The organism is Streptomyces sp. S6, assembly GCF_054880855.1.
The window spans coordinates 1-13,892 of the sequence record NZ_JBTYMC010000176.1 but is presented as its reverse complement, the minus strand read 5'-3'; the positions used below and the strand labels follow the sequence as shown (position 1 = coordinate 13,892).

The 13,892-nt window shown below is 71.0% G+C and carries 10 protein-coding genes; 5 read left to right on the top strand and 5 right to left on the bottom strand.

All coding sequences use genetic code 11. The features are described 5' to 3' along the window. Positions 1 to 993, bottom strand: a 993-nt coding sequence (locus ACVNF4_RS22720; RefSeq protein ID WP_461804710.1) for a glycosyltransferase family 39 protein, incomplete at its 3' end; no start/stop codon positions are given. Between the two features lie 110 nt (positions 994 to 1,103). On the opposite strand from ACVNF4_RS22720, the gene ACVNF4_RS22715 reads away from it, so the two are divergent. From ACVNF4_RS22715 to ACVNF4_RS22705, 3 genes are read left to right on the top strand one after another with little or no spacing between them, the layout of a single operon-like run. Beyond that, a complete protein-coding gene (locus ACVNF4_RS22715; RefSeq protein WP_461804709.1) occupies positions 1,104 to 2,378 on the top strand; it encodes a glycosyltransferase family 87 protein in 1,275 nt (424 codons plus the stop codon). Positions 2,379 to 2,418: 40 nt separating this feature from the next. After that, positions 2,419 to 3,399 carry a UDP-glucose 4-epimerase GalE gene (gene galE / locus ACVNF4_RS22710; RefSeq protein WP_461804708.1) on the top strand — a complete coding sequence of 327 codons (981 nt, stop codon included), beginning with the start codon at positions 2,419 to 2,421 and terminating at the stop codon, positions 3,397 to 3,399. 9 nt (positions 3,400 to 3,408) lie between these two features. Further along, a complete protein-coding gene (locus ACVNF4_RS22705) occupies positions 3,409 to 4,407 on the top strand; it encodes an ADP-ribosylglycohydrolase family protein (RefSeq protein WP_461804707.1) in 999 nt (332 codons plus the stop codon). A 96-nt stretch (positions 4,408 to 4,503) separates the two neighbouring features. Here the strand turns inward: ACVNF4_RS22705 and ACVNF4_RS22700 are convergent, their stop codons facing one another. Then, a complete protein-coding gene (locus ACVNF4_RS22700; RefSeq protein WP_461804706.1) occupies positions 4,504 to 5,139 on the bottom strand; it encodes a TetR/AcrR family transcriptional regulator in 636 nt (211 codons plus the stop codon). Positions 5,140 to 5,427: 288 nt separating this feature from the next. On the opposite strand from ACVNF4_RS22700, the gene ACVNF4_RS22695 reads away from it, so the two are divergent. Continuing rightward, entirely contained in the window at positions 5,428 to 6,348 is a 921-nt protein-coding gene (locus tag ACVNF4_RS22695) for an ABC transporter permease (RefSeq protein WP_461804705.1), read from the top strand. After that, entirely contained in the window at positions 6,341 to 7,168 is an 828-nt protein-coding gene (locus ACVNF4_RS22690) for an ABC transporter ATP-binding protein (RefSeq protein ID WP_461804704.1), read from the top strand. The genes ACVNF4_RS22695 and ACVNF4_RS22690 overlap by 8 nt, the downstream gene beginning before the upstream one ends. A gap of 109 nt (positions 7,169 to 7,277) precedes the next feature. Here the strand turns inward: ACVNF4_RS22690 and ACVNF4_RS22685 are convergent, their stop codons facing one another. The 3 genes from ACVNF4_RS22685 to ACVNF4_RS22675 all read right to left on the bottom strand — a co-directional run. Further along, positions 7,278 to 12,245 (bottom strand): NAD-glutamate dehydrogenase, encoded by a 4,968-nt coding sequence (locus tag ACVNF4_RS22685; RefSeq protein WP_461804703.1) that lies wholly within the window; start codon positions 12,243 to 12,245, stop codon positions 7,278 to 7,280. A 598-nt stretch (positions 12,246 to 12,843) separates the two neighbouring features. Next, on the bottom strand, positions 12,844 to 13,509 hold the full coding sequence (locus tag ACVNF4_RS22680) for an HAD family hydrolase (RefSeq protein WP_461804702.1): 666 nt from the start codon (positions 13,507 to 13,509) through the stop codon (positions 12,844 to 12,846). 86 nt (positions 13,510 to 13,595) lie between these two features. Beyond that, positions 13,596 to 13,892: DUF6912 family protein (locus ACVNF4_RS22675; RefSeq protein WP_461804701.1), on the bottom strand; the 297-nt coding region annotated here is incomplete at its 5' end.

The following is a 13,892-nucleotide window of genomic DNA, read 5'->3' as shown; positions in this document are numbered from 1 at the left end:
CGCGCGCGGGGAGAGCCGTGCCGCCGCGAGGGACAGCAGCCGGTCCGCGCCCGCCGCGACGAGCAGCGGCGCTCCGGCGAGCGCGTACAGGACGTACCGGTCGTCGAACATGGGCTTCTCCTGGGAGGCCAGGAGCAGCACGGCGGGCGGGAGGACGAGGAGGGGCGCGGCGACCGTCGCGACGGACAGGCGGCGCCGGCCCGGCAGGGCGACGAGCGCGAGCAGCAGGCCGGTCCAGTAGACGGCGCCGGGGATGCCGAAGAACTTCCGGGTCAGGTCCTCGACCTGCTCCAGGTCCGGGCGGGCCAGCCAGGACACCTGCTTGGACTGCCCGTTGGAGACGTACACGAGGGGCAGGAGGACCAGCACGACCACCCCGGACGAAGCGGTCCAGCGCGTCCAGTCCCGTCTGGAGGCGCGGGACAGGATCAGGGTGACGCCGTGGGCGATCAGGATCAGCACGGCGAACTCGTGCAGCAGGCTGGTGACGGCGAGGGTGAGGCCGTAGGGCCACCAGGAGCCGCCGTCGAGGGCCCGCAGGAGCAGGAGGGTCGCGCCGAGCGCGCCGGCCGCCACGAGGGCGTAGGAGCGGCCTTCCTGGGCGTAGTGGGAGACCATCGGGGAGCACGCGAACAGCAGGCCCGCCCACAGGCCGACGCGCGGCCGGGCGAGGCGGGTGCCGATGGCCGCGACCAGCCCGGCGGCGACGGCGGCGCCGACGACGGACGGCAGCCGCAGGGCGACCTCGCTCGCGTGCACGCCGAGGACGACGCGCATGAACAGGTAGTACAGGCCGTGCACGGCGTCGACCTCGTGCAGCAGGCGCCAGATCTGCGGCAGCGACCGCTGCCCGACCTCGTAGGTGACCGCTTCGTCGCGCCACATGCCGCCGCGGTCGATCCCCCAGAGCCCCAGGACGGTCATGGTCACGACGGGCACGGATATGGCGGCGGTGGCGGCAGGACGCGAGCGCGCGAAGCGAGTGGTCGTCACGGGCCGATTCTGCGTCATCTGAGCCATAGGAGCGGTCTTACCTGCGATTCACTGTGTTCTAGGTGTCCATTAGTGCAGCAACGGGATACGGCCCGCTTACGATCCGGCAAATGACCACCGCTTCCTCCCGCCCTCCAGGCGGTGCGAAGAAACGTCACCGCCTGTTCGTTCTCGGCGCCGGATGGCTCTCCACGCGCGCGTGGATGCTCTGGCTGCTCACGCACGGCGACTCGCGATGGCTCGGCGAAGGCAGTGTCACCCGCGAGGTGGCACAGCTGTACCACGACTGGTATCTCGTCCTCGTCCACGGCACGTTCCCCACCCATGATCCCCTGTGGCAGTACCCGCCGGGCGCCGGAGCGGTCATGCTCTCGCCCGCGCTGCTGCCGTTCCTCTCCTACCTCCAGGCGTTCGTCGTCCTGACGCTCCTGTGCGACGCAGTGACGACGGCCGTCCTCACGCGCGCGGGCGCCGCCCCGGGCCGTTCCCTGGCCGGCGCCGCGCTGTGGGTGTGCGGTCTGCCGCTCCTGCTGCACACCCCGCTGGCCCGCTACGACGTCCAGGTCACCATGCTGGCGGTGATCTCCCTGGTGACGACGGCACGCCGCCCGCGCGTGGGCGGCGCCTTCGCGGCGCTCGGGGCACTGGTGAAGGTGTGGCCGGCGCTCCTCCTCCTGGGCGTGCCGAAGGGCCGTCCCACGCGCGCGGCGTGGGCGGGGGCGGCCGTCACCGCCGTCACCGTTCTCGCCGTCCTGGTGGCGGCCTTCGCGCACCCGTTCGCGTTCCTGCGGCAGCAGGGCGGGCGGGGTGTGCAGATCGAGTCCCTGGGCGGCACGTTCCTGATGTTCGCCACCCACGCGGGGTGGCCGGGTGTCGTGCGCTACCAGTACGGCGCCATAGAGTTCGTCGGCCCGCACGTGGGCGCCGTCGCCGACGCCTCCCTCGCGCTGACGGCCGTCGCCTTCGCGCTGCTCCTGCTGTGGCGGCTGCGCTCCCGGCGGCACACGTCCGCGACGCCGTTCGACGCGGCCCTGTGCGCCGTCCTGCTGTTCACGGTCACCAGCCGGGTGATCAGCCCGCAGTACATGATCTGGCTGATCGGCCTGTCCGCGGTGTGCCTGACCTCCCGGCACACCGTCCAGCGGCCGGTCGCCGCGCTGGTCCTGGCGGCGACGGCGGTCAGCGCGGCCGTGTTCCCGGTCCTGTACTTCACGCTCATCGACTGCTCCTGGGCCGGCTGCTTCCTGATGCTGCTGCGCAACGGCCTCCTGCTGACCGCCGCGGTGCTGTCCTTCGTCCGCCTCTGGCGTGCGACCACGGGCCGCGCCGAGGGTGGCACGGAGAGTTGTCCACAGGCTCTGCGCCGGGAGCCCGCGCCTGCTTGACTGGGGGCACGAGGCCGAGACGTGGAGGGGAAGGCCGGACATGACGTGGCTGATCACGGGGGGCGCCGGGTACATCGGGGCGCATGTCGTGCGGGCGATGACGGAGGCGGGCGAGCGGGCGGTCGTGTACGACGACCTGTCGTCGGGCATCCCCGAGCGGCTCCCGGCGGGGGTGCCGCTGGTGGAGGGGTCGACGCTGGACGCGGAGCGCGTGGCGTCGGTGCTGGCCGCCCACGGTGTGACAGGCGTGGTGCATCTGGCGGCGAAGAAGCAGGTCGGTGAGTCGGTGGAGCGCCCGCTGCACTACTACCGGGAAAACGTCGAGGGGCTGCGCGTCCTGCTCGACGAGGTGACGAAGGCGGGCGTCGCGTCGTTCGTGTTCTCCTCCTCGGCGGCCGTCTACGGCATGCCCGACGTGGACCTGGTCACCGAGGAGACACCGTGCCGGCCGATGTCGCCCTACGGGGAGACGAAGCTGGCGGGCGAGTGGCTGGTGAACGCGACCGCGCGGGCGACGGGGCTGTCGACGGCCTGCCTGCGCTACTTCAACGTCGCGGGCGCGGCCGAGCCCGCCCTCGCCGACGTCGGCGTCTTCAACATCGTCCCCATGGTCTTCGAACGCCTCACCGCCGGCGAGGCCCCGCGCGTCTTCGGCGCCGACTACCCCACCCCTGACGGCACCTGCGTGCGCGACTACATCCACGTCGTCGACCTGGCCGACGCCCACGTGGCGACGGCCCGCGCGCTCCAGACGTCCCCGGGGCGCACACTGACCCTCAACATCGGCCGCGGTGAGGGCGTCTCCGTCCGCGAGATGATCGACCTCATCGCCGCCGTCACCGGCTACGACCTGCCCCCGACGCTCCACCCGCGCCGCGCCGGCGACCCCCCACGCGTGGTCGCCTCCGCCGAGCGGATCGCCACCGAGCTGGGGTGGAAGGCGAAGCACGACGTGCGGGAGATGATCTCGTCCGCCTGGGAGGGGTGGGTGCGGCTGCACCCCGAGGCGGCGGGGCGGTAGCGGGGCCCTGTGTCAGCGGTACGGAAAGAGACGTCCCGGCGCTCCCGCGCCACCGGCGCCGTCCTCGGCTCCGCCGTCGGGGACGCGCTGGGCGCCCCCTTCGAGTTCGGCCCCGAGGGAGCGTTCTCCGCACGGTTCCCGCCGGGTGCCCCGGCCGAGGAGATGTGCGGCGGCGGAGGCTGGGACCCCGGGGAGGCCACGGACGACACGCAGATGGCCGTCCTCGTCGGGGAGTCCCTCCTGGAGCGCGGCGGGCTCGACCCCGCCGACGTCTTCGACCGCTTCCGGCGCTGGGCGGCGGCCGACCCCAAGGACATCGGCCTCCAGACCGAGGCGGTCCTGACGAGCGGGGACCCCTGGGACCTCGCCGCCGCGCTCCACTTCCAGGTGAGCCAACGGGCAGCGGGCAATGGCGCGTTGATGCGGGCGGCCACCTCGGCGGTGTACTTCGCCGGCCGAGGACGGTCGGCCACCCTCGACGCGGGCCGCCGCCTCGCCGCGCTCACCCACGGCGACGCCGCAGCCTGGGAGGGCACCGCCGCCCTGCACGAGTTGATCCGCGCCGCCCTCACCGGGAACGACCCCCTGACCGTCGTCCCGCAGACCCTCGCCCTCCTCCACCCCGACCACCGCGACCGCTACGCCACCGTCCTCGCCCCCGGCTGGCACCCCGACCAGGCCACCGAGTTCAACGGCGCGGTCTGGCCCTGCCTGGGCTCCGCCGTGTGGGCGCTGCGCACCACCGGCGATTTCGAGGCCGCCCTGCGCGCCGCGATCGACCTCGGGGGCGACACGGACACGGTGGCCGCCGTCACGGGAGCGCTGGCCGGGGCGGTGTACGGGGTCGAGGGGATCCCGGAGCGGTGGACGCGGGCCGTGCGGGTGCCGTTGCCGGGGTTCGGGGGACGGGTGCTGGAGGCGGCGGAACTGGTGAAGCTGGCGGGGCGGTTGGAGTCGGCGGGGCGGTCGACGGCGTCCGGGCCGGCCGGACACGCCTCGGCGCCGTGAAGCCGCCGGGGTCGCGCCCGGGGCGCGCTCACGGGATCGCCCTCACGGGAACGGGCGAGGTTCACGAGACTCACGGGCTCGCGGCACTCCCCACCCTCACAACGCCTTGAGCGCAGCCGCCGTAGCCCGCGCGAGCTGCGCCGGATACCCCTTGTCGACCCCCTGCCGCACCACCAGCGCCCGCCAGTACATCGGCCCGGAGACAAGGTCGAGGGCGAGTTCGTCGTCGAACTTCTCGCTGATCTCGCCCCGGTTCATCGCCGCCAGCATGATCTTGTTCGCGACGCTCTCCTGGCCGTCGCGCAGCGCCTTCTGGACGGCCTCGGCGATCTCCGCGTTGCGGGCGGACTCGGCCTGGAGGTCGGGGACGATCTGCGAGACGACGGGGTGGCGCAGGGCGCGGGACATGAACTCGTAGAGCAGCCGCAGGTCACCCTCAAGGCTCCCCGTGTCCGGGACCGGCAGGCCCTGCACCGCGACCGCGGAGACGATCTCAAGGACCAGGTGAAGCTTCGACTTCCAGCGCCGGTACACCGCTGTCTTGCCGACCCCTGCGCGCCGCGCGATGCCCTCGATCGACATCCGCGCGTAGCCGACGGACGCCAGCTCCTCGAAGACGGCGGCCCTGATGGCCTCCGTCACGTCCTCACGGAGCACCGCGGCCCCGGCCGGCGCTCTACGGCGCGTCCGCGTCCCGGCACTCTCGGCGTTCGTCGTCATGCGCCCCAGCATAGGGCGTCGCGACGATACGGTCCCGTCCCCACGCAGAACGTGACGACGCAACCGTCCCGTCCCGACGCCGTCACCTTCCCGACGCCCCGCGACCATATCGCCCAGCCCCCTCCCCCACGCCACGACGATACGGTTGCGTTCCGACGCCCCCTCGGCCTACGCTCGCGTTGCGACGATACGGTGCCGTCCCGTCGTAAGAGAACTTCGAGAGAACCGTAAGAAAACACGCCCCCTCCAGGCGACCGCGCCGGGATCGCGCACCCCCACCCCCGAAAGAAAGCAGCGGATGTGAGCCAGGCACTCGACACACCGCCCCGCAGCACCACCCCCGCCCCGCCCCAGGACCTCCGGGCGCTGGCCGAGCGCCACGGGCTGTCGGTGAGCGGAGCGCGCCCGTCGCTGCCGCAGTACGTCCGCGACCTGTGGGCCCGCCGCCACTTCATCACCGCGTTCTCCACGGCCAAGCTGACCGCGCAGTACAGCCAGGCGAAGCTGGGGCAGGTCTGGCAGGTCATGACGCCGCTGCTGAACGCGGCCGTGTACTACCTGATCTTCGGCGTGCTGCTGGGCACGAAGAAGGGCGTCCCGGACTACATCCCGTTCCTGGTGACGGGCGTGTTCGTGTGGACGTTCACGCAGAGCTCGATCCTGGCGGGCACCCGCGCGATCTCCGGCAACCTGGGCCTGGTGCGGGCGCTGCACTTCCCGCGCGCGGCGCTGCCCATCTCGTTCTGCCTCCAGCAGCTCCAGCAGCTGATGTTCTCGATGGGCGCGCTGGTGGTGATCCTGCTGGCGATGGGGGTGCCGCCGGCGGCGTCCTGGGTGCTGGTGATCCCGGCGCTCACCCTCCAGTTCGTGTTCAACGCGGGCGTCTCGATGATCATGGCCAGGCTCGGCGCGAAGACCCCGGACATCGCGCAGCTCATGCCGTTCGTGCTGCGGACGTGGATGTACGTGTCGGGCGTCATGTGGAGCATCGACCAGCTGGTCAAGAAGCACCACGACTGGCCCGCCTGGGCCGGCCACCTGCTCCAGGCCAACCCGGCGTCCGTCTACATCGACCTGATGCGCTACGCCCTGATCGACAGCTTCCACGCGCACCAGCTCCCGCCGCACGTCTGGCCGCTGGCCACCGGCTGGGCGCTCCTCGCGGGCGTCGGCGGCTTCATCTACTTCTGGAAGGCTGAGGAGACGTACGGCCGTGGCTGAGACCCCCAAAACCCCCTCCGGCAGCACGTCGAACGACACCCTCGTCCCCACCGTCGTAGCCGACGGAGTCGACATCGTCTACCGCGTCAACGGCACCGGCAGCCGAGGCTCCGCCACCGCCGCCCTGAACCGCATGCTGCGCCGCAAGAACGCGGAGAAGGCGGCCGGCACGCGCCTCGTGCACGCCGTCAAGAACGTCTCGTTCGTCGCCTACAAGGGTGAGGCGATCGGCCTGATCGGCACGAACGGCTCCGGCAAGTCGACGCTGCTGAAGGCCGTCGCGGGCCTGCTCCCCGTGGAGAACGGCCGGATCTACACGGACGGCCAGCCCTCCCTCCTCGGCGTCAACGCGGCCCTCATGGGCGACCTGACCGGTGAGCGCAACGTCTACCTCGGCGGCCTCGCGATGGGCATGTCCCGCGAGCAGATCAAGGAGCGCTACCAGGAGATCGTCGACTTCTCCGGCATCAACGAGAAGGGCGACTTCATCTCCCTCCCCATGCGCACCTACTCCTCCGGCATGGGCTCCCGCCTGCGCTTCTCCATCGCCGCCGCCAAGGACCACGACGTCCTCCTCATCGACGAGGCCCTCGCGACCGGCGACGCGAAGTTCCAGCGCCGCTCCGAGGAACGCATCCGCGAGATGCGGCGCCACGCGGGCACGGTGTTCCTGGTCAGCCACAACAACAAGTCCATCCGGGACACCTGCGAGCGGGTGCTGTGGCTGGAGCGGGGCGAGCTGCGGATGGACGGCCCGACGGAAGAGGTCATGAAGGAGTACGAGGCCTTCACCAGCGGCGGCAAGAAAAAAGCTGCCTGAGTCACAGTTCTTCTCATATGCCGCACGCCTGAGCGGCCCACCTCCCGAAGAGCGCAACAAGGGCGCCCCCAGCCAACCGGCCAGGGGCGCCCTCATCGTCGTCCAAGCCCTACAGATGCGTACGCAACATCGTCCGCATCGTCCGCATAGCCACGGACAAGTTCGCCAGGTCGAACGAATCCGACCCCTGGATCTCCTCCAGCGTCACCCGAGCCCGCCCGAGGATCGCCGAGTTCTTCGACTCCCACACCTTGAACCGCTGCTCAGGCGTGGACGTTCCGTTCCCGGCGGCGAGGACGTCGGCGGTCAACGCGGAGTGCGCCGCGTACAGGTCCTCCCGGATCGACGCACGGGCCATGGACTGCCACCGGTCCGCACGCGGCAGGTCGATGATCCGGTCCATGAGCTGCGTGATCCGCAGCCGGTCGGCGAGGTCGTAGTACACGTCCGCGACGTCCAGGGGGTCCTTCCCCATCCGGTCCCCCACCGACACGATGTCCAGCGTCGGGAAGGCGGAGGAGAACCCGGCGACACGTGTCGCGCACTCGTCGGGGACCCCGGCGGACGTCAGCTCGTCGTGGATCTGCTGGTACCACTCCAGATCGGCCCCCCGCAGCAGCTTGGGCAGCTGCGACCAGACCAGCTCCACGCGCTCGGCGAAGAAGTCCACCGTCTCGGCGAGCTGGAGCGGCTGGGGCCGGTTGTTGAGCAGCCAGCGCGTCCCGCGCTCGACGAGCCGGCGGGAGTGCAGCCGGATCCGGGTGAGGACGGCGGCCTCGACCCGGTTGTCGAGGGCCTCCACCGCGTCCCACACCCCGGCCGAGCGGAAGATGATCCGCGCGGCGGTCTGCGCGCGGACGATCTCCTCAAGCGAGGCGCCGGTCTCCTCGCGCAGCCGGTGCAGGTAGGTCGTCCCGCCGGTGTTGACGGTGTCGTTGACCAGCACGGTCGTGGTGATCTCGCGGCGCAGCGGGTGGCTGTCGATCTGCTCGGCGAACTTCTCGCGCAGGGCGCTCGGGAAGTAGGCGTGCAGCAGGGTCGCGAGGAAGGGGTCGTCGGGGAGCGTGGTCTGGAGCAGCTCGTCCGAGACGGTGATCTTCGTGTACGCGAGGAGGACGGCCGTCTCGGGGCTGGTGAGGCCCTGCCCGGCGGCGAGCCGCTCGCGGATCTGGCGGTCGGTCGGCAGGAATTCCAGGGCCCGGTCGAGGTGCCCCTCGCGGACGAGGTGCTTCATGAACCGCTGCTGCGCGTGGAGCATGTCGCCGGACTGGGCGAGCGCGTTGGCGAGGGCGGTGTTCTGCGCGTAGTTGTTGCGCAGGACCAGCCGGCCGACCTCGTCGGTCATCTCGGCGAGGATCTTGTTGCGCTGCTTGACGGTCATGTCGCCTTCGGTGACGAGCCCGTTGAGCAGGATCTTGATGTTGACCTCGTGGTCGGAGGTGTCGACACCGGCGCTGTTGTCGATCGCGTCCGTGTTGATCTTCCCGCCGGTCAGCGCGAACTCGATCCGCCCGAGCTGGGTCAGCCCGAGGTTGCCGCCCTCGCCGACGACCTTGACGCGCAGGTCGGCGCCGTCCACCCGGATCGCGTCGTTGGCCTTGTCGCCGACGTCGGCCTGGGATTCGACGGACGCCTTGACGTACGTCCCGATGCCGCCGTTCCACAGCAGGTCGACCGGCGCCTGGAGGATCGCCTTCATCAGCTCGGCCGGGGTCACCTTGGCGACCCCGGGGTCGATCCCGAGGGCCTCGCGGATGTGCCCGTTGAGCTGGATGGCCTTGGCGCTGCGCGGGAAGATCCCGCCCCCCGCCGAGAGCAGGTCGACGTTGTAGTCGCCCCAGCTGGAGCGCGGCAGCTCGAACAGGCGGCGCCGCTCGGCGTAGGAGACGGCGGCGTCCGGGACGGGGTCGATGAAGATGTGCCGGTGGTCGAACGCGGCGACGAGCCTGATGTGCTCGGACAGCAGCATGCCGTTGCCGAACACGTCCCCGGACATGTCCCCGACACCGACGACGGTGAAGTCCTCGCTCTGCGTGTCGACGCCCAGCTCCCTGAAGTGCCGTTTCACCGACTCCCAGGCACCCCGCGCGGTGATCCCCATGCCCTTGTGGTCGTACCCGGCCGACCCGCCGGACGCGAACGCGTCCCCGAGCCAGAAGTCGTACGACTCGGCGACGGCGTTGGCGATGTCGGAGAACGTCGCGGTGCCCTTGTCGGCGGCGACGACGAGGTACGTGTCGTCCTCGTCGTGCCGGACGACGTCCTTGGGCGGCACGACCTCCCCGCCGGACAGGTTGTCCGTGATGTCGAGGAGCGCCGAGATGAACGTCTTGTAGCTGGCGACGCCTTCCGCGAGCCACGCGTCCCGGTCGACGTTCGGGTCGGGCAGTTGCTTGGCGACGAACCCGCCCTTCGCGCCGACCGGCACGATCACGGTGTTCTTCACCATCTGCGCCTTGACCAGGCCGAGGATCTCGGTGCGGAAGTCCTCGCGCCGGTCGGACCAGCGCAGGCCACCGCGCGCGACCTTGCCGAACCGCAGGTGGACGCCTTCGACACGCGGCGAGTACACCCAGATCTCGAACGCCGGTCGCGGCGCGGGGAGATCGGGGATGGCCTGCGGGTCGAACTTCATCGACACGTACGCGTGCGGGGTGCCGTCGGCCGTCTTCTGGAAGAAGTTGGTGCGCAGGGTCGCCTTGATGACGGTCAAGTAGGAGCGCAGGATGCGGTCTTCGTCGAGCGAGGCGACCTGGTCGAGGGCGGCGTCCAGCTCTTCGAGGAGCGCGTCGACCAGCTCGCGGCCGGCGTTCTGCCGGTCGGGGGACATGCGGGCCTCGAAGAGGGAGACCAGCAGCCGGGTGGTGTGGACGTTCGTGCGGAGGGTGTCCTCCATGTAGTCCTGGCTGAACGTCGAGCCCGCCTGGCGCAGGTACTTGGCGTAGGCGCGCAGCACCATCGCCTGCCGCCAGGTCAGTCCGGCGCCGAGGACGAGCGCGTTGAAGCCGTCGTTCTCGGCGGCGCCGGTCCAGGTCGCGGCGAACGCCTCCTGGACGCGCTCACGGCCGTCGTCGCCCAACTGGTCGCCGTTGCCGAGGAGTTGCGGGATGCGCAGGCCGAAGTCGTAGATCCAGGAGTTCGGCTGGTCCGCGCAGCGCAGCTCGTAGGGCCGCTCGTCGACGACCTCGACGCCGAGCCGGCTGAGCACCGGCAGGACCGCCGAGAGGGAGACCGGCTCACCCTTGCGGTAGATCTTGAACCGGCGTTCGTCGGGTGCGGCACCGACCGGCTCGTACAGGCTGAGCGCGAAGTCCTTCCGCTCGCCGAGCCGTTCGAGGTGGACGAGGTCGGCGACGGCCGCGCGCGGGGTGTGGTCGGCCTTGTAGCCCTCGGGGAACGCGGTGCCGTAGCGGCGCAGCAGTTCGGCCGCGCGCTCCTCGCCGCACTCCGCGTTCAGCGCCTCCGCGAACGCGTCCGCCCAGGACCGGGCGGCCTCGACGAGCCGCGCCTCGATGCGGTCCTTGTCGGCCTCGGAGAGCTGCGGGAGTTCGGTGCCCTGCGGGACGCGGACGACGAAGTGCAGCCGGGACAGGATGGATTCGGTGTTCCAGGCGGTGAAGTCGACGTTGATACCGCCGAGTTCCTCGCGCAGGATGTCGATGATCCGCAGGCGTACGCCCGTTGTGTACCGGTCGCGCGGCAGGTAGACCAGCGCCGAGTAGTAGCGCCCGTACTCGTCCTGCCTCAAGTAGAGCCGCAGGCGCCTGCGTTCTTGCAGGTACAGCACGCTGGTGACGATCGTCCGCAGCTCGTCCACGGGGATCTGGAACAGCTCGTCGCGCGGGTAGGTCTCCATGATCTGGAGGAGGTCGCGCCCGTCGTGGCTGTCGCGGGTGAACCCGGCGCCGGTCAGCACCTCGGCGACCTTGCGGCGGATGACGGGGACGCGGAGCACCGACTCGGTGTAGGCGGCCGAGGAGAACAGGCCGAGGAAGCGCCGTTCGCCGACGACGTTGCCGTCCGCGTCGAACTTCTTGACGCCTACGTAGTCCAGGTACGACGGCCGGTGGACCGTCGCCCGGCTGTTCGCCTTGGTCAGGACGAGGAGCTTGTGCTCGCGGGCCTTGGCGCGGGCGTCCGCCGGGAGCCGTTCGAAGGAGGGGGAGACGGGGTGCGACTCGTCGGCGTCGTGGTGCGGGTCGGCGCGCAGGATGCCGAGGCCGGTGCCGGGGACGGCGGTCAGCGAGTCGTCCTCGCGGAGTTCGTACTCGCGGAAGCCGAGGAACGTGAAGTGGTCGGCGGCCAGCCAGCGCAGCAGCTCACGGGCCTCCTCGACCTCCGGGGAGGGCAGGTCGCCCGGCACGGACTCGGCGGGCAGCTCGTCGGCGATCCGGACGGCCGCCTCCCGCATCTTCTCCCAGTCCTCGACGGCCTCCCGGACGTCCGACAGGACGCGCAGCAGATCGGCGTTGATCTGCTTGAGGTCCGCGCGGTCGCTCTCGCGGTCGATCTCGACGTGGATCCAGGACTCGACGTGCACGTCGTGCGGCAGGTCCCCGCCGGCGGCCGGGGCGCCGAGGATCTCGATCAGCTTGCCGGTGACGTCACGCCGGACGACGACCTGCGGGTGGATGACGAGGTGGATGCCGCGGGACTGGCGGGACAGCTCGTTGGTGACGGAGTCGACCAGGAACGGCATGTCGTCGGTGACGACCTCGACGATCGAGTGGCTGCACTGCCAGCCGTTCTCCTCGACGGTCGGGGTGTGCACCCGGACGTTCGCCGTGCCCTGGGGGCGATTCTCGGCCAGCCGGTAGTGGGAGTAGGCGGCGCCGAAGACGTCGACCGGGTCGCGGTCGCCGAGGTCCTCCGGGGCCGTGTGGAGGTAGTACCGCTGAAGGAAGGAGAGCACGGAGTCGTGGTCCGGGGGTGAGGAGTCACCCTGGCCGCGGGTTCCCGAGGGGGCTGCCTCCTCGGTCGTCCCGGTCGGTAGGTGCCCCCCGACCGGGCTGTTCTCAGCGACCCGGGCCGCCCTTTCGAGCAGCTCGGCCTTGGCTTCGTCCAGCTTGGTCTGCATTGTCCTCTGGCTCCTGTCGCGCGCCGTTGCGTGACGTTGAAGGAAGTTCGGTCTCTTCCCCCGGCACGGAACGCCTCGACGCGGGGTGTCCGGTCTGGTCCGACGCTATGCCGCGGGGGGAGATGAGCGAGGGGGTATCCGCGCCTCGGGACTGTGACGCCGCTCTCGGCGCCGCCGTCCGAGGAGGGGACGACGGCCGGGAAACCCTCGGTTTTCCGCCTCGCCCGCGAAGACCAGCGACCGCCGCCCGGTGCCGGAGTTGATCCGTGCCGACCGGGCGCAGGGCAGGGGAAAACGCACCCCCGCGAGATATCGCGCTGATCACGCCACCAGGCTATCGCCCTTCACCGGGGCGCCGTCATGAGCCGTATGTGTACAAAACAGAGCACTGATCTTCGACACCCTGCACATCTCGTGCGCGAAATGCCCCCCATGCTCCCCCCGTCCGCCCCCTTCCCCCCGGCGTGCCTCCCTGTCCGACGGGCCTTTCCGCACGTCGTTTCCTACCGTCCTCTCACCCTCACACCCACCCCGGGCGCGGCCGGATCACCGAGGGAGCCTTCGCAGGCGCCGAGGGGTGTGCCGACGGGCAAGGGCCCTACGACACCATCCGCCCCGCCAGCTCGACCGCCTCCCCCAAGGAGTCCACCACCGGTACGCCGACCTCCTCCAGGCTCGTGCGGCTGTGGGAGCCGCCGGTGTAGAGCACGGCGCGGGCGCCGACGTGCCGGGCAGCGAGGGCGTCGTCCGAGGCGTCTCCGATGACGACCGTCCGCTGTGGGTCGACGCCGGTGAGGGACTGGAGGTGGCGGACCATGTGCTCGGCCTTGCTGCCGCCCGAGGGTCCGATCCGTCCCTCGACACGGACGAAGTGCGCCTCGATGCCGAAGCCGCGGACCAGCGGGACGAGTTCGGCGTGCTCGTACATGCTCAGGATGGACTGGCTGTGCCCCGCGTCCCCCCACTGCCCGAGCAGTTCGGCCACGCCGTCCGTGAGCGAGCAGACGGCGCTGTGCGCGGCGTAGTACCGGTGGAAGAGGACGTCCATGACCTCCCACTCCTCGTCCGTGGGCAGCCTCCCCATCAACCGCTCGTAGAACCTCGGCACCGGAACCGTGTACAGCTCCCGGTACCGCTCCATCGCGATCGGCGCGAGCCCCACTTCCGCGAACGCGGCGTTGGTCGCCCCGATGATCGCCTCGTTGTCGTGAAAGAGCGTGCCGTTCCAGTCCCAGACGATGTGCGCCCCGACGTGCTTCCCCATGCCCGCAAACGTACCCGGCCCCACTGACAATCACCTGTGGCGGAGGGGTTTACGCAGGTCCCGTAAGGTGTTGACCAAGGGACGGCTCAGCCGCCCAGCCCCACCAACCCCGGGATCTCCTGCGTCGCGAACCACAGCAGCTCGTGGTCCTCGGCGCCGTCCACCACGAACTGCGCGTCGTCGTCACCGGCGTCCGCGGCGGCGAGCGCGTCGGCCGCGGCGGAGACGTCGGTCTCGGCGTCGGACGCGTCGACGTGGACGGCGGCGGCCTTCCCGAGTCGGACGTTCCCGGAGACCCGCACCTCCCCCAGCGCGGTCGGGTCGAGGCCGCGGTCGGGGTCGGCGACGGCACGCCCGTCGGGGACGTCCACCGCGACGACCAC

Coding starts and splice junctions, on each gene's coding strand:
- ACVNF4_RS22715 (WP_461804709.1), top strand. CDS start 1,104: ATGACCACCGCTTCCTCCCGCCCTCCAGGCGGTGCGAAGAAACGTCAC.
- galE (WP_461804708.1), top strand. CDS start 2,419: ATGACGTGGCTGATCACGGGGGGCGCCGGGTACATCGGGGCGCATGTC.
- ACVNF4_RS22700 (WP_461804706.1), bottom strand. CDS start 5,139: ATGCTGGGGCGCATGACGACGAACGCCGAGAGTGCCGGGACGCGGACG.
- ACVNF4_RS22685 (WP_461804703.1), bottom strand. CDS start 12,245: ATGCAGACCAAGCTGGACGAAGCCAAGGCCGAGCTGCTCGAAAGGGCG.
- ACVNF4_RS22680 (WP_461804702.1), bottom strand. CDS start 13,509: ATGGGGAAGCACGTCGGGGCGCACATCGTCTGGGACTGGAACGGCACG.